18 protein-coding genes are annotated in these 20,004 nt (G+C 43.2%); 10 read left to right on the plus strand and 8 right to left on the minus strand.

Features of this window, described 5'->3' with window-relative positions; genetic code table 11:
• Positions 1–111: 111 nt before the first annotated feature.
• From ccmI to AC0J5Y_RS08730, 5 genes are all read right to left on the minus strand, one after another.
• Positions 112–1,392 (minus strand): c-type cytochrome biogenesis protein CcmI, encoded by a 1,281-nt coding sequence (gene ccmI / locus AC0J5Y_RS08710; RefSeq protein ID WP_475130326.1) that lies wholly within the window; start codon positions 1,390–1,392, stop codon positions 112–114.
• The gene (locus tag AC0J5Y_RS08715; RefSeq protein WP_475130327.1) at positions 1,389–1,964 is read right to left on the minus strand and encodes a cytochrome c-type biogenesis protein; all 576 of its coding nucleotides are present in this window, start codon (positions 1,962–1,964) and stop codon (positions 1,389–1,391) included. The genes ccmI and AC0J5Y_RS08715 overlap by 4 nt, the downstream gene beginning before the upstream one ends.
• Complete coding sequence (locus AC0J5Y_RS08720; RefSeq protein WP_475130328.1) at positions 1,961–2,611, minus strand: DsbE family thiol:disulfide interchange protein; 651 nt, start codon at positions 2,609–2,611, stop codon at positions 1,961–1,963. The genes AC0J5Y_RS08715 and AC0J5Y_RS08720 overlap by 4 nt, the downstream gene beginning before the upstream one ends.
• 1 nt (position 2,612) lies before the next feature.
• A complete protein-coding gene (locus tag AC0J5Y_RS08725) occupies positions 2,613–4,658 on the minus strand; it encodes a heme lyase CcmF/NrfE family subunit (RefSeq protein ID WP_475130329.1) in 2,046 nt (681 codons plus the stop codon).
• 239 nt (positions 4,659–4,897) lie between these two features.
• Positions 4,898–6,232 carry a hypothetical protein gene (locus tag AC0J5Y_RS08730; RefSeq protein ID WP_475130330.1) on the minus strand — a complete coding sequence of 445 codons (1,335 nt, stop codon included), beginning with the start codon at positions 6,230–6,232 and terminating at the stop codon, positions 4,898–4,900.
• A gap of 625 nt (positions 6,233–6,857) precedes the next feature.
• Here AC0J5Y_RS08730 and mrdA point away from each other — a divergent pair.
• The 8 genes from mrdA to scpB all read left to right on the plus strand — a co-directional run bounded on the left by mrdA (position 6,858) and on the right by scpB (position 14,693).
• Positions 6,858–8,846, plus strand: coding sequence for a penicillin-binding protein 2 (gene mrdA / locus AC0J5Y_RS08735; protein ID WP_475130331.1), 1,989 nt, complete (start codon positions 6,858–6,860; stop codon positions 8,844–8,846).
• 36 nt (positions 8,847–8,882) lie between these two features.
• Complete coding sequence (gene rsmD, locus AC0J5Y_RS08740; RefSeq protein WP_475130332.1) at positions 8,883–9,569, plus strand: 16S rRNA (guanine(966)-N(2))-methyltransferase RsmD; 687 nt, start codon at positions 8,883–8,885, stop codon at positions 9,567–9,569.
• Positions 9,570–9,780: 211 nt separating this feature from the next.
• The gene (gene rplM, locus AC0J5Y_RS08745) at positions 9,781–10,209 is read left to right on the plus strand and encodes a 50S ribosomal protein L13 (protein ID WP_010199223.1); all 429 of its coding nucleotides are present in this window, start codon (positions 9,781–9,783) and stop codon (positions 10,207–10,209) included.
• 10 nt (positions 10,210–10,219) lie between these two features.
• Positions 10,220–10,606, plus strand: coding sequence for a 30S ribosomal protein S9 (gene rpsI / locus AC0J5Y_RS08750; RefSeq protein ID WP_182406801.1), 387 nt, complete (start codon positions 10,220–10,222; stop codon positions 10,604–10,606).
• A gap of 264 nt (positions 10,607–10,870) precedes the next feature.
• Positions 10,871–11,962 carry an LpxL/LpxP family acyltransferase gene (locus tag AC0J5Y_RS08755; protein WP_475130333.1) on the plus strand — a complete coding sequence of 364 codons (1,092 nt, stop codon included), beginning with the start codon at positions 10,871–10,873 and terminating at the stop codon, positions 11,960–11,962.
• 125 nt (positions 11,963–12,087) lie between these two features.
• Positions 12,088–13,176 carry a tryptophan--tRNA ligase gene (trpS, locus tag AC0J5Y_RS08760; RefSeq protein WP_475130334.1) on the plus strand — a complete coding sequence of 363 codons (1,089 nt, stop codon included), beginning with the start codon at positions 12,088–12,090 and terminating at the stop codon, positions 13,174–13,176.
• Positions 13,177–13,208: 32 nt separating this feature from the next.
• Complete coding sequence (locus AC0J5Y_RS08765; protein ID WP_475130335.1) at positions 13,209–14,075, plus strand: segregation and condensation protein A; 867 nt, start codon at positions 13,209–13,211, stop codon at positions 14,073–14,075.
• A gap of 57 nt (positions 14,076–14,132) precedes the next feature.
• Positions 14,133–14,693, plus strand: a complete 561-nt coding sequence (gene scpB / locus AC0J5Y_RS08770) for an SMC-Scp complex subunit ScpB (protein WP_475130336.1) — start codon at positions 14,133–14,135, stop codon at positions 14,691–14,693.
• 95 nt (positions 14,694–14,788) lie between these two features.
• Here scpB and lolA read toward each other — a convergent pair whose 3' ends face one another.
• From lolA to rplU, 3 genes are all read right to left on the minus strand, one after another.
• Positions 14,789–15,475, minus strand: coding sequence for an outer membrane lipoprotein periplasmic chaperone LolA (lolA, locus tag AC0J5Y_RS08775; protein ID WP_475130337.1), 687 nt, complete (start codon positions 15,473–15,475; stop codon positions 14,789–14,791).
• A gap of 360 nt (positions 15,476–15,835) precedes the next feature.
• A complete protein-coding gene (rpmA, locus tag AC0J5Y_RS08780) occupies positions 15,836–16,093 on the minus strand; it encodes a 50S ribosomal protein L27 (protein WP_010199200.1) in 258 nt (85 codons plus the stop codon).
• A 94-nt stretch (positions 16,094–16,187) separates the two neighbouring features.
• Positions 16,188–16,499, minus strand: coding sequence for a 50S ribosomal protein L21 (rplU, locus tag AC0J5Y_RS08785; protein WP_011280837.1), 312 nt, complete (start codon positions 16,497–16,499; stop codon positions 16,188–16,190).
• 658 nt (positions 16,500–17,157) lie between these two features.
• On the opposite strand from rplU, the gene AC0J5Y_RS08790 reads away from it, so the two are divergent.
• Positions 17,158–18,087: a polyprenyl synthetase family protein gene (locus tag AC0J5Y_RS08790; RefSeq protein WP_475132139.1), complete on the plus strand. Its 930-nt coding sequence runs from the start codon at positions 17,158–17,160 to the stop codon at positions 18,085–18,087.
• Positions 18,088–18,634: 547 nt separating this feature from the next.
• The gene (locus AC0J5Y_RS08795) at positions 18,635–19,981 is read left to right on the plus strand and encodes an efflux RND transporter periplasmic adaptor subunit (RefSeq protein ID WP_475130338.1); all 1,347 of its coding nucleotides are present in this window, start codon (positions 18,635–18,637) and stop codon (positions 19,979–19,981) included.
• The last annotated feature ends 23 nt before the right edge of the window (positions 19,982–20,004 follow it).

The following is a 20,004-nucleotide window of genomic DNA, read 5'->3' on the forward strand; positions in this document are numbered from 1 at the left end:
GTATTGATGCAGCAACATATGATGACTTATCTGTTCATGAGAGAAGGTTGCGCGCCATAGATGAGACGATAGCGCACACTAAATATAGGATAATATTCTGGACTCAGCGAGTTAAGGAACTTGCTGATTAATAGCCACATTGACTTGATTCTGCTCGACGCTTATCACCACAGGATTACCTGATAGGTCACCTGACTCGGCAATGGCAGTACCACTATGACTGATGCGAGCTATGACAGCGAGTTGAACTTTTTCATCACGCGCAGATTTTAATGTGCGCTCTGGCATCATCGCATCTAAATCACTTAGACTAACAGTTGCTTTGCCTTGCTTAATCGCGCTAATCGGTAAACGCTTGGCGGCAAATGGCGGCCCACCTTTCACATCACGTATCGCGACAAACAGCACATCTTCAGCTTTCACTAGGGGCAATAATGACCGATCAATAGAGATGGTGACTTCAATCCCTTCAGACGCTTGCTGCTCTTGTGCCGTGACATTGGCACTTAGCTCATCAAGACTGCTCAATGCTTGGGTATGGTCACCTGGTTTGGCAGCAATGCTCTTACGTAGCCGCTTAATCCAACCTTGCGCTTGTTCAAAATTATTACCGCGCGCCTCGCCCATTGCCATCAGCATTTGCGCACCTTCGTGCTGCGGATTTTTGGCGAGGACGTCTTGCAGCACACGGCGGCTATTGGCATCAAGCTGACCTTTATTAGCAAAAAAGCTAATCTGCGCATACGTGGTGGCGATTTCTTCGTTGTCAGGCGACAGACGATAAGCACGAGACAAAGCCTCAATCGCTGAGTCAGTAGCTTCTAACGACAAAAACAGCTCTGACAAACGCATCCAGCGATCAGGGTCATCGGCATGACGATAGACGTTGGTCTGCATCGCGCTGATCAACTGAGTACCATCTTCAATCGCCCAAGCGGGTGGCTGATCAATCTTACCGGTCAATAAGTCATCTGCCACTTGAGCAACTTTGTCCTCGCTTGCCCACAAATCAAATACTGGTGTACGATCACCGACTAAGAAATAAGCCAATGCTGCTAGCACAGGCACCCATACCATGATAATCAGACGACTCTTGACGCCAGGTGCGACCATGGGTGTCACTTCACGCTGAGCATCCAATAGCTGACGCTCAAGCTCGATCTTTTGATTTTGATAATGGGCATCATCAATCGTGCCATTGTCTTTATCCGATTGCAACTCTGTCAAACGCTCACGAAATACACCAATATTGATATCGAGGAGCTGATTGTCAACGGGGTTTTCTCGTAACCGTGATGCTCGTAGCCAAGGTGTGATAACGATCACTGCCAGTATGAGTGCAATCAGTAAGCTTAGGGCAATAAATAAGCCAAAAGTAGAAAATAGGGTCATTTTTTGTCCTCTATGCTTGTGATGTCATGATCTGTTTTGACACTATTATTGCGATTGGCTCGTGATAACAGACGATCAAGCTCTGCTTTTTCTCCTGCTGATAACGCAGCAGCGCTGTCTGCCAAGATGTCACTTTGACCACGGGCTATCCGCTGACTGCGCTTACTTTGCCAAAACCAGCCAACGATCAATGCAATTAATAATAATGGCGGGAAAAACCATAATATCCACGTTGACGGACGTACAGGCGGCTTATAAGTAATGAAGTCGCCATAACGCTCTTGCATATAGGCGCGAATCTCACCATCACTCCGACCTTCTTTAATCATGTCATAGGTTTTTTGCTTTAAATCTTGGGCAATCGGCGCATCAGAACCTGCCAAGTTTTGGTTTTGACATTTTGGGCAGCGCAGCTCTTCGATAAGACCACGGTACTGGGCTTCTTGCTGCACTGAGTCAAAGTCGTAGACGTCAATGGCGGCATAAGCATTGATACTAAGCACACCAAAAAGACAAGCAATGATCAAACTTGCCAAATTTTTCATGATAAATTTTAATGGCATCATAATCATTTGCACACCTCCTTAACTTGGTCAGGATCAGGGCTGACATTATTTTTATCAGCCTCATTGAGCACCATCAGACAGGGAGTGATACGGCTCTGCCAATTACTCTCATTAATCTCACCGACAATGTGCTGACGAATAACACCTTTACCATCAACCACAAAGGTTTCAGGTGCACCAGTCAAACCCAAATCCAAAGCAAATTGACCAGATAAGTCTTGAATAGACATCGAGAATGGGTCACCGCCTCGGTTTAAATAACCGAGAGCATCGCCAATATCATCTTTATAATTGACGCCCACCAGATTGACACCGCGTTCCTCTAACTGCATTAAAAAAGGATGCTCAATGATACAAGTTGGGCACCAAGAACCCCAAATATTCATCAAAAAAGGCTGATCTGGCAGGTTATCATTGGTCATGATACGACTGGTATCTGACAATAACGGCAGCTCAAAAGCGGGCACGGGACGCTCAAGAGCGGTATTGGTTACGATTTCTGTCGGCTGACCTAAACGAAAATACAGCATGACTATAAAAGCGGCAAAGATGATCAGCGGAATCAAAAACCATATCCTAATTTGGCTTTTTTTCATCGTTTGATTGCCTTTTTTATCAGCACCTTTTTTGGGAGAATTATCTGATTGAGTCATCTTATTTCTCCCCTATTGTTGCCGTGGAATCTGTCGCATTGTTGCCATCTAAGTCAGCAACGGTCGCAAAACCTGACTTGCTTGCTGTAATTTGAGCGGGCGTCTTATTTGTTTTGAGACGATAGCGCCTATCAAGCATACTCAATAGACAACCTAATGCCATAATAATAGCGCCGAGCCATATCCAGCGAATCAATGGCTTCACGTAAATACGTACTGCCCATTGATTGCTACCCTCAGCGATAGGCTCACCAAGTGCGACATACAAATCACGCATGAGGTTGGCATTAATTGCCGCCTCAGTGGTCGGCATCGTACTGATGATGTAAATCCGTTTTTCAGGATGAAGTATTGTTACTTCTTTGCCGTTCTTAGTTACTGTGACCTCGGCTTGCGTTGCATCAAAGTTGCTGCCTCTCGTTTCTCTTAAATCGGTTAATGCAAAGTCATAACCTTGGACATTAACCGTTTCGCCAATCCTTAATGCCACATCGCGCTCAATACTAAAGGTACTGGTAAAGGCGACACCGATGACGGCTATAATAACGCCGATATGAGCTGTCTGCTGACCCCAGTAACTCAAACGGAGCTTACCTAGGCCCTTGAAGAAGCTTGGGGCGTTTTTGGTCTTGTCTTTAAAATCAACTGCCATCCATAACAATACCCAAAAACTTACCGCTAGCGTTACACCAATATTGAGCATGGCAGATGGGCTAACAAAGTAGGTAATGACGGCAGCTAAAACAAGGCTACTTGCCCCAATGACAATACCAACGCCCAACAGCGGACGACTGTCTTGTTTCCAGCGGATATTAGAGCCCATGCCCATTGCTATCATTAATAGCCAAGTCAGTGGCACAAACAGCGCATTAAAGTACGGAGGACCTACGGATACCTGACCTAAATTGAAGGCGTCGGCAATGATAGGATAGAGCGTACCAAGTAATACTACTAAGGTCGCAATCAAGATGATGACGTTGTTAATGACTAAAAATGACTCACGTGAAATCAGCTGATACTGACTCTCAATAGTCAGACGCCAGCCACGCACAGCGAACATCAATAAGCCAGCACCAACAATGATACCAAGAATCACTAAAATCACTAAACCACGCGTGGGATCAGCAGCAAATGAATGCACAGAGGTAATAACCCCAGAGCGTACCAAGAATGTTCCAAGTAAGCTTAATGCAAAGGCAAAAATTGCCAGCATAATCGTCCACGCCTTAAAGACACCGCGCTTTTCAGTGACCGCCAGCGAATGTAGCAATGCCAAACCTGCCAGCCAAGGCAGCAATGAAGCATTTTCTACTGGATCCCAAAACCACCAACCACCCCAACCAAGCTCGTAATATGCCCACCAAGAACCCAGTCCAATACCAATAGTTAAAAACCCCCAAGCAGCCAATGCCCATGGACGTGACCAGCGTGTCCAAACCGCATCCAAGCGCCCTTCCCACAATGCCGCCATACAAAACGCAAATGGCACCACCATACCAACGTAGCCCATATACAGCATCGGTGGATGGATAATCAAACCAAAGTCTTGTAAGACAGGGTTTAAATCAGCGCCATCCACTGGCAAGTTTGGCAAAGTGCGGTCAAACGGTGACGAGGTAAAGATGAGCATGGCCAGCATCATCATTTGTACAGCGGCTAATATCACCAATACACGCGCGCGCATCGACAATGGCAAACCACGGCTAAAGTATGAGACCAAAGCACACCATGTTGCCATGATAGTCATCCATAGCAGTAGCGAGCCTTCATGCCCGCCCCACGTCGCTGATAACTTATAATACCAAGGGAGCAAGGTATTCGAATGCTGCGACACATAGACAAGGCTAAAGTCATTAAAATAAAAGCCTGCCATCAATGCGCCAAACGAGGTAGTCATAGCGGCAAACTGCGCCCATGCCAAGCTCGGTGCCAAACGCTGCCAAGCAACATGATCACGCATAACGCCTATCGTTGGTAATACTACCTGCAAAATCGCCAACATAAATGCGGCTAGCACGGCAAAATAACCCAATTCTGTGATTAACATACGGTCTAACCTTGTTTACCTTAATACGGTCATTGTTTATTTTAGGGATTGTTATTTCAGGATAGTCGAAAGTATCCAGTACTTATTACTGCTGGTATGTTTTGCTGTTATTATTAGCTAAGTAGCCCCATCAGCCATTGCAGCTTGGGGTGCTTACAGCATGGTACATTAGCGTCAACTTGTCACGTTTGTGTATCCACTCTGTATGCGATGTGTGTCAAAAAACTAAAAACTGCTTATCACTGCATGGCTGGGAAAAACACCAATACCAGATGTAGCCAACCTGCCAAGAACCCTGTTAAGCCACCAAGCACAATGAGTGTCATCTCATCTTCACGAAAGGCAGGACGTAATAAGTTTTGGAATTCATCAGGCGTCAGCGCACGGATGCGATCACGAAACAGTCCAAATATCTTACTGGCACGGCTTTCATTGAGCTCAGGGTCACGTAGTGGCACCATAGTGGCAACGATAGATTTATCAATGATGGTGTTTTTTAATTGTCCAAACTCACGGCGACCGAGTCCCAATCGTAAAGTGGTATTAATCACTGGTGACTCTAAGACTTTATATAGATGCGATTTCATCAACTCACGTGTTTCAATAGCACGGTCACCATACATCATCTCATTCATGATATTCTCAAGCGTCACCAAATCTTTGACCACTATCTCGGCAAATACTTCAGATACCTCCTCTTGGCGCTTCATAAAGCCGCCTTGAAGTCGATAGCGTGCGATATGCGGCAATTGCAACTTGATAAAGGGAAAATGGCTCTTCAGCATAAAAAACTTCACATAACGGATAAAATGAGGCTCTACAGGATTAAATACCATCCAAATCGCAATCCAATTGGTCAAAAAGCCCCAAATGGCCGCAAAGAAAGGCACTGTCCAATGTTGCGGCACTACCAAAAATATAAACATTTGGATAATGCCAAAAATCAGCCCAATCAAAGCACTAATATGCCAAATAAAATTGATTTCTTTTTGTCCGACTTTTAAGAACATATTGACCATCAAACGACGATCACTCTCCATCTTATTGACAATCATCTTACGCATATCGACCAAATCTTCGACATGATAGGTCAAATCAGTCACCAAAGATTGCATAATACTTGGCAGCTCTTGATGTGCTTGGGCATAGACACGGCGCTTGAGCGCATAAGGCAGATTGCCCCACAGTGCTGACGAATGATCAAGCATAATTTCATCAATCAAGTTTTCAAGGTTTTTATCAACCGCCTCAGTGATGAACAGCGCCATCTGATCTGGTTCCATAGCTTGAAAAAACTCATCAAGCGAGCCAAGCTTAGATAGCGTCTGATCAACAATCACGCCAGATATCTTACCCGCTTTTCTTGGCACAATACCTTGCCAGCCAAGACCTGGTAGCCCAAAAAATGGGAAGTTAGGGATACGTATACCGCGAAACTTAATCGGATAAAACAGCATCTTGAGCGCCATCCAGACATGAATCCATGTCACAAATGCTGTCACCGGCGGAATGGTAAGCATGGCAAAAAACTCAGGGTGCTCAGCGATTGTTTGCCACAATGAAGTTACATCCATAACTTTATGTATCCTTGCCGTGATGATCGATGTTGACCAAATATTCTGAGCACATTAACAACGCTTAGCAATAAGAAGCCCTTTCCCCAATAACTACTACGAAATAAATCGCCTGATTTTAGCATACTTGCCATCCATTAGCACATGTAGACCCTAGGCAAGTTGTGACTAGAGATGACACGTTTCACACTGCTACTGTGGCACAAAAAATCCTTAAAATAACCTACTGCCGTATGACCAGTAACCAATTTAATAACTACTTCTTTTAAATTTACTTGGTGATTAGATCCGTTGTGAAATGAGTCACCAACCACAGTCATATGCATAATAATGACACCTTTTATAACAGTGATAAAATAAATGACTGTCTACTGCGTCATCGCTTTCGATCTGTTATAATTTGCCGTTGTGGTTTGCGAGATGTTTGTAGATCTATGATGATAATATTTCAGATATTAAATGCTTTTTATATCACGCTATGTTGTTGAAAGTCCTTAGCTTATCCTTTATGCTCACCTCGCTTTGTCTACATGATATTTGACATGGTCGACTGCTACTTCATAAATACCTCCATTGATAACTTTTTGATTTATTGTCTCACTGACTGTTTGGGTACTGACTTTATATGAACAAACCGATCACTCCTGATACCGAACAGGTCAATCGCATTTTTACCAGTCGCATTCTTATTCTTGGATTAATCATATTTGTGGGCTTGCTAGGGCTAATAGTACGTTATGGATTTCTGCAATTTTTTGCTCACGATAAATATACGACCCAAGCAGACAACAATCGCATCAAATTGATTTCCGCCCCACCAAGTCGTGGTTATATTTATGATCGCAATGGCGTTATCCTCGCTGACAATCAGCCGGTTTTCACCGCTATGCTCAGCCCTGATGAAGTCGAAAACCCTGAGCGTACTTTACAATTACTCGCGCCCATCTTTGATTTGACGGATGAAAATATCACCGATATTTTGGCGCGTGTGAGTAAAAGTAAAAATGATCCGGTAACCATCAAGATTGATTTAACTGAGGCGCAATTGGCGCAGTTTAGTGAACGCAAACCCTTTTTTCGCGGTGTTAGCATCCAAAGTAAGCTTACACGCTCATACCCGTATGATGAACTTTTTGCCCATGTTATTGGCTATGTCGGACGTATTAATGACAAAGAATCAAAGAGAATCAATAAAGATCGCTATGCTGGTACCGACCTTATCGGTAAGATTGGGATCGAAGATTATTACGAAGATATTTTGCTTGGGCAACCTGGTTATCAGTCAGTAGAAACCAACGCGCACGGTAATGTGCTGCGTCAACTCGATACTAAGCCACCAATCGCCGGTAACGACATCACCTTAAGTTTAGATTATGGGTTGCAGGTTGTGGCGCAGCAGCAGCTTGATGGTAGGCGCGGTGCCATTGTCGCAATCGATCCCAAAAACGGCGATGTACTGGCGTTTGTCAGTAATCCAAGCTACGATCCCAACCCGTTTATCTCTGGTATCTCTTTTAGGGATTATGGCGATTTGCGCGATGATCTTGATCAGCCACTGTACAACCGAGCCTTGCAAGGTATGTACCCACCTGCCTCTACCATCAAGCCTTTTGAAGGGTTGGGCGCGCTGCATTACGGTCTGCGCGAGTGGGAAACTTCCATCTATGACCCCGGTTATTTTAGCTTACCTGGTGACAGTCACCGTTTTCGTGACTGGAAACGCGGTGGGCATGGCTCAGTCAACCTCAAAAAGTCGGTAATGATGTCGGTGGACACTTATTATTATAAGCTGGCTTATGAGATGGGGATTCAAAGATTGCATGACTGGATGATACGTTTTGGGTTTGGTGAGCAAACTGGCATCGATTTACCCAATGAACGCTCAGGTATTATGCCATCGCCAAAATGGAAAAAAGAAACCTATGATAGAGACTGGCTACCTGGTGAAACCATTTCAGTCAGCATTGGTCAAGGCTATTTTTTGGCCACCCCGTTACAGGTAGCTAATGCCACTGCCATGACCGCTAGTAAAGGTCAGCACATTACCCCGCATCTCTTAAAAAGTAGTGACGGCGCGGCGGCAGTCGATGTCATTACCAAGCCTGATGGTAAGATTGATTACAATGGCAAGCCTTCTGACTGGTTACGTATGCATGATGCGATGGAAGAAACCATCAAGGCGGGAACAGGACGTGGTATCTATACACCGCGCTATCGTATTGCTGGCAAGACAGGTACTGCGCAGGTCAAATCTATCGCACAGGGCAAACGCTATGATAAATCCTCGATAGATAAGCGCCACTGGGATCATGCTTGGTTCAATGGTTTTGCGCCCGTAGAAGACCCACAAATCGCCCTTGCTGTATTGGTCGAAAACGGTGGCGGTGGTAGTGCCGTTGCTGCCCCTATCGGCCGCGCTTTATTTGACTATTGGGTATTGCAGCGCGACACCAATCCTATTTTGCCGCCCACCCCTGATCAACTAAAGGTCATTAAACGGCAAAAAGCATTTGAAAAAGCCATGCGTGATGCGATACGTGAAAAAGAAGACAAAGCACTAGAAGCCGCAAAAGAACAGGCTCAAACCGCTACAACGACAGCGACTTCTGGCTAACATATTCAGTATAGAGTAGATAACTAAGCTAATTTTATGAAAAAATCTTCAAGCGCGTGTAAGCCTACTAAAAATCAAAAAACCAAGTCTATTACGGCTGGTGATGTACGTATTATCGGTGGTCAGTTTAAACGCCGTATCGTACGTTTTATTGATGCAGAAGGATTACGTCCGACTCCAGACCGGCTACGTGAGACCTTATTTAATTGGCTGATTTCTGATATTCATGACGCTCAAGTGCTCGATAGCTGCGCCGGTAGCGGCGTCTTAGGTTTTGAAGCCTTATCGCGCGGTGCTGCTCATTGTATTTTTATTGAAATGAATGCCGCCCAAACTCAAATGCTACGTCAAAGTGCCGAGATGTTACGTCTTGATAGTGACAGCCATAAAATCATTCAGGGCACAGCCGAACAAGTTCTACAACAAAAGCAGCTTGTACCGCGTCCCTTTGATATCGTGTTTATAGATCCACCTTATGCTAAGGATTTATGGCAATCTATTTTGACCACTTTGTTTACCCAGGATCTAATCAATGCAGACACACTTATCTACCTAGAAGCGGATAAAGATTTAGATGAGCAATTGAGTCAACTGGCAACGGTTTTCAATACCACGCTTGCGCTGCAAAAAGACGATGAATCGCAAACATTGTATTTTGATTGTCTGAAACAGACCAAAGTTGGACAAGTTGTTGCTGGACTTTATCATCTATTATCGTCATAATTGTCCGGTTAATAAATTCTGTTAATAAAATTTATAAATGTTTAAAACCGCTAAAAAACTGGCCAACGCTGCAGTTTAATGTATATAAGGCGAAAATAAACCCCAATGCAGCTTGCAAGCGTAGGCGCTACTGCTTATAATGTGCAGTCTGTTTTTTGAGAGCCCCGTTCCCAGCTAAACTCTCAACGAATTCTAATTTTAAGGTTTTATCATGAAAACACTTAGTGCAAAACCAGCTGAAGTGACCCATGACTGGTATGTCGTAGATGCTGACGGCAAAACCCTTGGTCGCTTAGCCACTCAAATCGCTACTCGCTTACGTGGCAAGCACAAGCCATCTTTTACACCGCACGTTGACACTGGTGACTTTATTGTTGTCATCAACGCTGACAAAATCACGGTAACGGGTAAAAAAGCGCAAGATAAAAAGTACTATCGTCACAGTGGCTACCCAGGTGGTATCAAAGAAACCAACTTCAGTAAACTGCTTGCACATAAGCCTGAAGATGTTCTACACAAAGCGGTTAAGGGTATGCTTCCAAAGGGTCCTCTTGGCTATGCGATGATCAAGAAGCTGAAACTTTATGCGGGTACCGAACATCCACATGAAGCACAGCAACCTAAAGCACTAGACATCTAAGGATACACTTATGGAACGCAATTACGGAACTGGTCGCCGCAAAACTTCTACCGCTCGTGTCTTTTTAGCGAAAGGTACTGGTAGCATCGTTGTTAACGGCAAACCACTTGACGAATATTTCAGCCGCGAAACCTCGCGCATGGTTGTTCGTCAGCCTTTAGAATTACTTGACACCCCTACTGCTTATGACCTTTACATCACTGTAAAAGGCGGCGGTATTAGTGGTCAAGCTGGCGCAATCCGTCACGGCATCACGCGTGCATTGATTGAGCTTGATGAAACCAACAAACCTGCACTAAAAGCAGCTGGTTTTGTTACTCGTGACTCACGTCAAGTTGAACGTAAGAAATTGGGTCTACGTAAAGCACGTAAACGTCCACAATTCTCAAAACGTTAATCAAAACTATCACTTATATTTCTGCAATTGTTGTCTTTATCTCAGAGCAACGGCTGCAGCATTAAGTATAAGAATAGATTTGCAAGACCTTATAAGCTGTCCGCAGCTTATAAGGTTTTTTTATGCCTGATGCTTTTATAAAAAACAATTTTCATATATAACTATATTGCCTATAAATCTGTCTTCACAAAGGATAAATCACCTTGCAAAGTCTCGCTTACTACCCCATCATAATCATAACTTTTCATTACTAGTAACAGTCTTATGAAAACGCCCGAACAATATGATCCTAGCAAATCTGTCTCAAAGAGCAGCGTGCCGCCACTAAGTATACAGCCGCCTGCTAAGTCTCCGGCTCTACCTGCTGGCACACCAACGATTACCCAAACGCATAAGCAGACTGATCAAGCAGAAAAGAAACCTTTTGAATGGCAGTTTTTAGTGCCTAAATATTGGGGTATTTGGCTATTATTTGCTATTTTTTTGCCGCTGATTTTTTTGCCGCTACGGTGGCAATTTTGGCTCGGTCGTAAGCTTGGTATTTTGATCTATACTGTCGTAGGCTCACGCCGCCGTGATACCTTAATTAACCTCAAACTGGCATTTCCAGAAAAGCCAGAAGTTGAACATGAGCTCATGGCAAAGCAAGTCTTTGTCAATCAAGGCATTGGCGTATTTGAAACCTTATGTGCTTGGTTCCGTCCAAATGTTTTTACTCGCACCGTATCTATCTCAGGGTTACAGCATCTTGTTAATGCACAAAATGAGGGTCGAGCGGTCATCTTATTGGGTGCCCATTACACGATGCTTGATCTAGGCGGTATGCTTTGTACCCAGTTCTTCCCAATGGATGGTATGTATCGTCCACAAAATAACGCATTGCTTGATTGGTTCATTTATAATGGGCGCACAAATATTCTGAGTAAACAAATCTCCAACCGTGATATGCGTAGCCTTGTTAGTTCCCTTAAAAAAGGTCGTGTGATTTGGTATTCACCGGATCAAGATTATGGTCTAAAACAAGGCGTTATGGCGCCATTTTTTGGCGTACCAGCAGCAACCCTGACGGTAACGCGGCGATTGGCAACCTTAGGTAATAAAGAGCATCCACCAGCCGTAATGGCGCTGCATACTTATCGGCAGACACCAGATAATTTACCTCGTGGAAAACGCCCTCATTATCATCTGACGATTACACCCGAATTGGATAACTACCCTAGTAATGATGAAGTGGCTGATGCGACTCGCGTTAATGAATTGCTAGAGGGTTTGATTCGTATTGACCCCACTCAATGGATGTGGTTCCATCGCCGTTTTAAAAACGCTCCCGAAGGTCGTAGGGATATCTATAAGTAAGCTTTTATTCCAAAGAAAATCACTGGCAAAATTTGCTATAATTTACAGCTAATATTTTTTGCTATTATCAGCAGATAAATAACCATAAATTTATAATAATTTGATCAATAAATAACGGATTTTCCATGAGTCATAATCAGATTTCTGACAGCCAAACTACTATTAATAGCTCAGCAGCACCCAAACGTATCCTTACGGGTATCAAACCGACTGGCACCCTACATTTGGGGAATTACGTTGGTGCAATTCGCCCAGCGATTGAGTCTATCCAAAACAGTGATGATGAAGCATTCTTTTTTCTAGCAGATTATCACGGTATTATCGGCTGTTATGACCCTGCTATTATTCATGAATCGACCAAAGCCATTGCAGCAACTTGGATTGCTTGTGGTCTTGATCCAGAGCGCGTGACTTTTTATCGTCAATCGGATGTGCCTGAAATCCCTGAGCTAGCTTGGATTTTAAACTGTTCATGTGCAAAAGGTCTTATGAATCGTGCGCACGCTTATAAGGCGTCAGTCGATATCAATATGGAAAAGGAAGATATTGATCCCGACCAAGGTATCAATATGGGGCTGTTCGGTTATCCAGTTCTTATGGCAGCAGACATCTTGATGTTTAATGCCACGCATGTCCCAGTTGGTCGTGACCAAATTCAGCATATCGAGATGGCTCGTGACATTGCTGGCACTTTTAATCATCGTTATAAGCCGCTGTTTACGCTACCATCTGCTGTTGTAGATGACGATATCCCACTACTCACAGGTCTTGATGGTCGTAAGATGAGTAAGAGCTATAGCAATACCATTCCCCTATTTGGTGATCTAAATCCACAAGTTAGCAGTGAAAAGCAGATGCATAAAGCCATCATGAAGATCGTTACCAACTCGCAGTTACCTGCTGAGCCAAAAGACCCTGATGACTCTGCTATTTTTGAGATTTATAAAGCCTTTGCAACGCCTACTGAGATTGTCGATATGCGTGCGCAGTTTGCCGCTGGTATTGGCTGGGGCGATGCCAAACAAGCGTTGTTTGATAAAATCAATGATGAAGTTGCCCCGTTCCGCGCACGTTATGAGGAACTGATGGCAAACCCAAAAGAGTTAGAAGAAATCCTACAGATGGGGGCAGAAAAAGCCCGCCGTCATAGCCGTAAGCAACTAGATAAGACTCGCCGTGCGATTGGTATTCGTCCACTTGCTAAACTTAAATAACTTATTATTTATGATGATAATAGCCTGCTGCCATGCAAAGTAAGCGATTAATTGAGTCTAGCGCAGAGATTCATGATATGTCTCTGCGCATCTATCAGACGCCTGTACAGCATTTGCCAGAAGATCTGTATGTGCCACCGCAAGCGTTTGCGATTTGGTTAGAGCAATTTGCTGGGCCATTGGACTTCTTATTGTATTTGGTCAAAAAAAACAACGTCGATTTGACACAGATGCCGATATTACCGATTACAGAGCAGTATTTGGCTTATATCAGTGAATTGGACACCAATCATTTTGAGTTGGCCGGCGACTATCTACTAATGGCATCAACCTTGATTGCGATCAAGACTGAGTTGTTACTTCCTAAACCAGAAACGCCTACCGATGAGCGCGATCCAAAAGCTGAGCTGATTGAGCGTCTTGAAGAATACGCCCAAGTCAAAGCTGCCAGTCAGCGTTTAGACAATTTAATCCGACTTGAGCGCGATGTCTTTTTGGCGATGGTCAGTATGCCCAGTCAAGACATTATGGATGCTGAGCTGCCCAGCTATTCACCTACTCTATTGATTGATAGCTTGTTTAAAATGCAGCTGCAACCCGACTATCAGATGCATAGCATCAAGGTCGATGCTGTGCCACTTGCTGATCGTATCGCTAGTATCAGTCGCCAACTGAGTATGGACGGCGCGCGCTCTTTTTATGAACTATTAGATAAAGACCAAGGAAAAATAGGTGTGGTGGTCAGCTTTGTCGCGGTGCTTGAATTAATCAAGCGCCAACTGATTGGTGTGGTTGCTAATAGTACGGACAGTCGTGTTAACACAGCAAATAACGCTGATAGCAGTCTGCCCGCTCATAACAATTTACTGGGAAAATTGACTTTAGAATGGTTAGCATAATCCTAACTGGCTTTATAGTAAGTCTAAAATCATTAAACTGAAGAAGATTATATTGAAATGGCAGATATAGACGACCCTAAAGACCACCTACTATCTATTGAAGACATAAGTAAACAGATTGAAGTTTTACTTCATGCTTCAGAAGCACCCTTAACTACTAATCACTTAAAAAAACACTTATTCTTAACGACTGATAAGTTAGAGCAGGCACTAGAACGGCTAAAGCAACGCTTAAATCTTGGCGTATTAAGTTTGCATCATACTGCCAGTGGTTATCGCTTGCAAATCGCTGATAGCCATAGTGCCTTAATACAGAGTGTCTTTCCGCAGCGTCAAGAACGTCTCAGCCAAGCCTTGTTAGAAACTTTAAGTGTCATTGCCTACAAGCAACCCGTGACACGCAGTGACATCGAGCATGTACGCGGTGTGACGTTATCGAGCAATATATTACGCCAACTGTTTGATAAAGGCTGGATTGAAGAGAAGGGTTATAAAGATACCTTAGGGCGTCCGGCATTGCTATACACCACCGCACAATTCTTAGATGCTTTTGGATTGAACCATTTGGATGAGCTACCACCGATGCCAGATATAAATGCCATCAACGCAGTTTCTTAGATAACATGTTTTCCATAAAAAAGGACACGCCTAAATGGCATGTCCTTTTTTATGGTTTTGATGGATCAGCTTCATCAATGAAATGTTGACCAATCCTACTGATTAATGATATCAACACCCTTTGGTGGTGTAAATTTAAATTGGCTGCTGCCAATGCTTGGGTTCATCTTAATACCACTGAACTTAATCGACGTGGTCTGTCCCAAACTGTCATTTAATACCATCATCACAGGCTTACCACCGCTAAAGCTCATAGATAAGCTCTTGAAGCTAGCACTACCTGACTTTGGATACAGCACATAGTAGTTTTTATTGGCATACGGCTGGGTAATTTTAAAGTTCTTATCGATTTTACTTGGATCACCTGATAGTAATAGCGCTGGCGTATTACCCACTTGGCTGTCTACGTTTTGTTTAGTCGCTTGCTCTAAGTCCTTATCATAAATCCACATCGAGCTACCATTTGCCACAATCAGCTGCTCTGACGGTGACTTGGTTTCCCAGCGGAAATTATTTGGACGTTGCACGCTCATGGTACCGCTGAACGTACCGCTATTAGCGCCCTTAGTCGTCTGGCTAAAGTTGGCCGTCATACTCTTAGTATTGGTCAAAAGCTTATTTAATCGCTTAGCTGCCGTTATATTGTCAGCTGGCGCTGCTGTTGCTGTTTGCGTTATTGCCATCATAGGCGCTGCGACGCCAAGCGTAGTCATTAATACACCAGTTAAAGCACCGCTCATTACTTTTTGTTTTAAAGTCATTTTTTTCGTTAATAAAGTCATTATAAATCCTCTCTCAAAATGCAAAATAGCATAAAAATAAAACGTTCTATCAAGTTTTTGTTTTCGATAAGTATTTATCATACGAGTACAAAACCGGCCTGATAAAACAATGAGGACAGTGTGCCAGTTTTTTTATTACGCGCCTAGTCATGATTTGCAATCATTACTACTGCTGGCATACAGGCTTGTAAATACAACAGTTACAAAGTAATAAATAGCCTTTATCATCGTTTTAACCGTTTTAATCAGCGGTTAACATAAGCTTATAAGCATAAAAAACCCCTACTACCAAACGGTAATAAGGGCTTTTTTAGTCATCAAATTATTTTATCCAAAAGATAAAACAATCTAGATGGGCAACTAGGCGCTTTCAACCATCACATAACGACGGTTAAATTTACCTTTGGTCGCAAACTTTACCACACCGTCATTCAGTGCAAATAAAGTATGGTCACGACCCATGCCAACACCTTCGCCTGCGTGGAATTCTGTACCACGTTGACGAACGATGATGTTACCAGCGACGATGGCTTGACCGCCAAAGATTTTTACGCCTAGCATTTTTGGGTTTGAATCACGACCGTTACGGCTTGAACCGGCAGCTTTTTTATGTGCCATGAGAAAATCTCCTTGTTAATGTGACTTATCGCTAATGCGACAACTCTTAAGCTTTTAGTGCGTTATTAATTATCAATAAACTGACAATCGTTAATTAAGCATTAATCGCTTTGATTTTTAACAAGGTATACCATTGGCGGTGACCTTGCTCTTTGTGATAATGCTTACGACGGTTGTGCTTGACGATACGGATTTTTTCGCCGCGACCATGCTCAACAACTTCAACTTCAACACTAGCACCTTCAACGATAGGCTGACCGATCTTGACAGTTTCACCATCAACAATCATCAACACATCTTCAAATTTGATTGTTTCGCCTGTTTCTGCTTTAAGTAATTCAACTTTAAGCAATTCATTAACGACTACACGGTGCTGTTTACCACCAGTTTTGATTACTGCGTACATTGTATGACTCCGTTTAACCCGTGTGCCGTGGCTGATATCATACCAACACTTCGACGACGAACACGACAGGGAAAAATTAAAGGCAAGATTTTACGGCTTTTTGCTGATAAAAGCAAGCCGCACCTCTTGTTTTTGTATGGTGGTAATACCAAAAATCTATGCTCGTATTAGGGACCATGTCATTGATTAACCAGCGTAATGTATATAGCTATTAATACAGACCGCCTAATAACACGCAGAGATAGTGGTTAAAATCCAACAGCGGCTATTATAGCTTATCTAATCAGATACTTACAGTTTTTTGTAAATAGACTTGGCTGATAATAGCTACGTACCAGTGATTTGCTCATTTTCACTATAATAAATGATGTAATGTTCGCCTGAACCTCAAGCGCCGTATCGCATTTTGCTATACTTAAATCAACAATATCACTAGACAGCTATGCTATCATGCATAAAACGCTGGCTTTGCTATGTATCACTATTAAAAGTATCGCTATTAAAATATTCTTTATTTTTATTGGTATGATTATCTATTATGACTTGTACTTCTTTATCTAACACCGCTGCGCCATCGTCTACCGCGCTATCAGTCAATCTATCATCTACACCAACCTATTCTGATATCCAGAGCATTGTGGCTGATGATTTTGATATTATGGACAAACAAGTATTTGGCAGCCTTAATTCCAAAGTTAAGCTGGTGATGAATGTCTCACAGCACGTGATTAATGCAGGTGGCAAACGTATGCGCCCATTAATCACCTTGTTATGTGCGCGAATGCTTAAGGATGAGCCATCGAAGCAAGCCATGCATTTGGCTGCGATTACTGAGATGCTGCATACGGCAACTTTGGTACATGATGATGTGATAGATGAGTCAGGACAGCGCCGTGGTAAGCCTACTGCCAATGCTACTTGGGATAATGCGACAGCGGTATTGGTCGGTGATTATTTGATTGCTCGTGCTTTTAATTTGTTAGTGGGTTTTCAAAGCTTGCCACTATTGCAAGTGTTCTCAGACGGTACTTGTGATATTGCTGAAGGCGAAGTATTACAACTACAGCATCAGCATAATCCTGAAGCCACTGAGCAAGATTACCTCAATATCATCGATGGTAAGACCTCACGATTATTTATGATGGCAACTCAAGGCGCTGCGATTTTACAAGGTCAAACGCAGCATTTGCAAGCATTGGCTGATTTTGGTCAGCACTTTGGCAATGCTTTTCAAATTGTCGATGACGTACTTGATTACAGTGGCGATAGTGCGCTGATGGGCAAAAACCTCGGCGATGATTTAGCTGAAGGCAAACCCACCCTACCTACTATTAAAGCACTCGAACTACTCAAAGACAGCAACAAAGAAGGCTATGAGCAGCTGCGCATCGCCGTCCAAACGGGCAAAACACCCAATGCAGAACAGTTAATCGCCTTAGTACGCCATTCAGGCTCACTAGATTACTGTAAACAGCGGGCTTTAGAAGAAACCAAGCTTGCCCAACAAGCACTCAGCAGTTTGCCGGATAACCGCTATCGTCAAGGTCTATACCAGCTGACTGAACTTGCCAGCGCGCGCTTATTATAATTATCGAATAACAACGTTTCGTTATTATTTATATTGCTACTACATTGATAACACTCAAATCGATACTGCTTATATTGATATAAGCAGTTAAATATTTTTATTGTTAAATTTTTACTTAATTATTGCTATAGCAATGTTTTTCTGAACAGACTAAATATTGTTTCTTATGTGTCTCTTTTTATCAATGATGCACTTCTATATTTTTTAAATAAACAAAATTTAACAATGTTATGACTGACTAACCAATGTAAATTTTGCCCTTCATTTTTAGCGTAATGCTTGTGTTTTCAATAGGTTCTAATCTTTTATCACCATAAGCGGCAATTATAGCCACCAAAAACGGTTTTTTTTGCCTTGACTGTGGGGTATACCCTATAGTTTATAATCTCTTATTAAATTTACTTATCCGGTTATTGAGCATTCAATGTTCTGTAATAACGATAAATGCCTAATAGTTTTTTATATCTTCTACATTAAGATGTATCCATAAACTTTTTATACTGTCACTATTTATTATTATATGATATTTATATTGCCGAGGACATTGATGAAGCACTCTTATCTTGCGCTTGTAATAGCAACTGTACTATCTGGAGCTGTACTGGTTGGCTGTGACAAAAAAGAGGATGCCGCTGGCGACGCGGCGGCGGCACAGCAACAAATGCCGCCTGCCGTCGTCAACGTTCAGACGGTTACTTTTGATACCGTACCACAAGTACAGACTTTTGCTGGACGTACCGCGGCTTATCAAACCGCTGATGTCCGCCCACAGGTAAACGGCATTATCGACGAAGTGTTGTTCCGTGAAGGCAGCAACGTCAAAAAAGGTCAACCTTTATATCGCATCAATACAGACAACTACGCGACATCTATTACCAGTGGTCAGGCGGCAATAGCCCAAGCAGAGGCCAACTATCAGACAGCATTGGCTAATAACGCCAACGCTAAAGCGGATTTGGCCAGCCGTCAAGCGTCACTATCACAAGCACAAAATGATTTGCAACGTCTGCAAGGCTTGGTGGCTATTGATGCGATCTCAAAGCAGCAATACGATCAAGCACAAACCGCTGTGCGTACTGCACAAGCAGCTGTCCAAAGCGCCAATGCTGCTATCGGTCAATCACAAGCCGGTATTGAAAGCGCAAAAGCAGGTATCCAAACGGCGAAGGCTGGCTTGCAAGCGAGCACTTTAGATCTCAATCGTACCATCGTACGTGCGCCTATCTCAGGTCGTACAGATCGCTCTAGCGTCACTGCTGGTACATTGGTTAGCTCAGGTCAACCTACTCCTTTAGTAACTATCTCTCGCCTAGATCCTATCTATGTCGATATCAGTCAATCATCTTCTGAGCTGCTTAAATTGCGTCAGCAGATCTCTGCAGGCAAAGCAAAAACTGGCATGAACTCAGTTGAATTGGTGTTAGAAGATGGTTCAACCTATCCTGTACGTGGCGAGTTGGCATTGTCAGAAGCGAAAGTCGATGAATCAACAGGGGCTGTGACATTACGTGCCGTCTTTCCAAATAACAGCAATATCCTATTACCCGGTATGTATGTCAGCGCCCGCTTGACTCAAAGCGTGATCACCAACGCAGCACTTGTTCCTCAAAGTGCCGTGATGCGTTCGACCAAAAGCGAGACGCAAGTTTATATCGTTGATGAAAACAACAAGATCCAAGTTCGTCCGGTTACGATTAATGGTACTTATCAAGGACAATGGGTCGTCACTGACGGTCTTCAAGCTGGCGATAAAGTCGTGATTATTGGTGGCGCAAAAGTGAAGCCTGAACAAGAGGTTATTGCGAAGCCATTAGAAAATCCAAACTCTGTGCCTGCTTCAAAAGAGGCTGCTGCCAAAACACCGCAGCAAGCTGCACAATCAGCTGCCAAATAATTCCATTCAAAGCTAGGAAGACT

The sequence above is a fragment of the Psychrobacter sp. TS_SC_6 genome, assembly GCF_056156305.1.

Bases quoted from the DNA above. Each gene is read 5' to 3' on its own strand.
- ccmI (WP_475130326.1), bottom strand. From the start codon at position 1,392: ATGACCCTATTTTCTACTTTTGGCTTATTTATTGCCCTAAGCTTACTG.
- AC0J5Y_RS08715 (WP_475130327.1), bottom strand. From the start codon at position 1,964: ATGATTATGATGCCATTAAAATTTATCATGAAAAATTTGGCAAGTTTG.
- AC0J5Y_RS08720 (WP_475130328.1), bottom strand. From the start codon at position 2,611: ATGACTCAATCAGATAATTCTCCCAAAAAAGGTGCTGATAAAAAAGGC.
- AC0J5Y_RS08725 (WP_475130329.1), bottom strand. From the start codon at position 4,658: ATGTTAATCACAGAATTGGGTTATTTTGCCGTGCTAGCCGCATTTATG.
- AC0J5Y_RS08730 (WP_475130330.1), bottom strand. From the start codon at position 6,232: ATGGATGTAACTTCATTGTGGCAAACAATCGCTGAGCACCCTGAGTTT.
- mrdA (WP_475130331.1), top strand. From the start codon at position 6,858: ATGAACAAACCGATCACTCCTGATACCGAACAGGTCAATCGCATTTTT.
- rsmD (WP_475130332.1), top strand. From the start codon at position 8,883: ATGAAAAAATCTTCAAGCGCGTGTAAGCCTACTAAAAATCAAAAAACC.
- rplM (WP_010199223.1), top strand. From the start codon at position 9,781: ATGAAAACACTTAGTGCAAAACCAGCTGAAGTGACCCATGACTGGTAT.
- rpsI (WP_182406801.1), top strand. From the start codon at position 10,220: ATGGAACGCAATTACGGAACTGGTCGCCGCAAAACTTCTACCGCTCGT.
- AC0J5Y_RS08755 (WP_475130333.1), top strand. From the start codon at position 10,871: ATGAAAACGCCCGAACAATATGATCCTAGCAAATCTGTCTCAAAGAGC.
- trpS (WP_475130334.1), top strand. From the start codon at position 12,088: ATGAGTCATAATCAGATTTCTGACAGCCAAACTACTATTAATAGCTCA.
- AC0J5Y_RS08765 (WP_475130335.1), top strand. From the start codon at position 13,209: ATGCAAAGTAAGCGATTAATTGAGTCTAGCGCAGAGATTCATGATATG.
- scpB (WP_475130336.1), top strand. From the start codon at position 14,133: ATGGCAGATATAGACGACCCTAAAGACCACCTACTATCTATTGAAGAC.
- lolA (WP_475130337.1), bottom strand. From the start codon at position 15,475: ATGACTTTATTAACGAAAAAAATGACTTTAAAACAAAAAGTAATGAGC.
- rpmA (WP_010199200.1), bottom strand. From the start codon at position 16,093: ATGGCACATAAAAAAGCTGCCGGTTCAAGCCGTAACGGTCGTGATTCA.
- rplU (WP_011280837.1), bottom strand. From the start codon at position 16,499: ATGTACGCAGTAATCAAAACTGGTGGTAAACAGCACCGTGTAGTCGTT.
- AC0J5Y_RS08790 (WP_475132139.1), top strand. From the start codon at position 17,158: ATGGACAAACAAGTATTTGGCAGCCTTAATTCCAAAGTTAAGCTGGTG.
- AC0J5Y_RS08795 (WP_475130338.1), top strand. From the start codon at position 18,635: ATGAAGCACTCTTATCTTGCGCTTGTAATAGCAACTGTACTATCTGGA.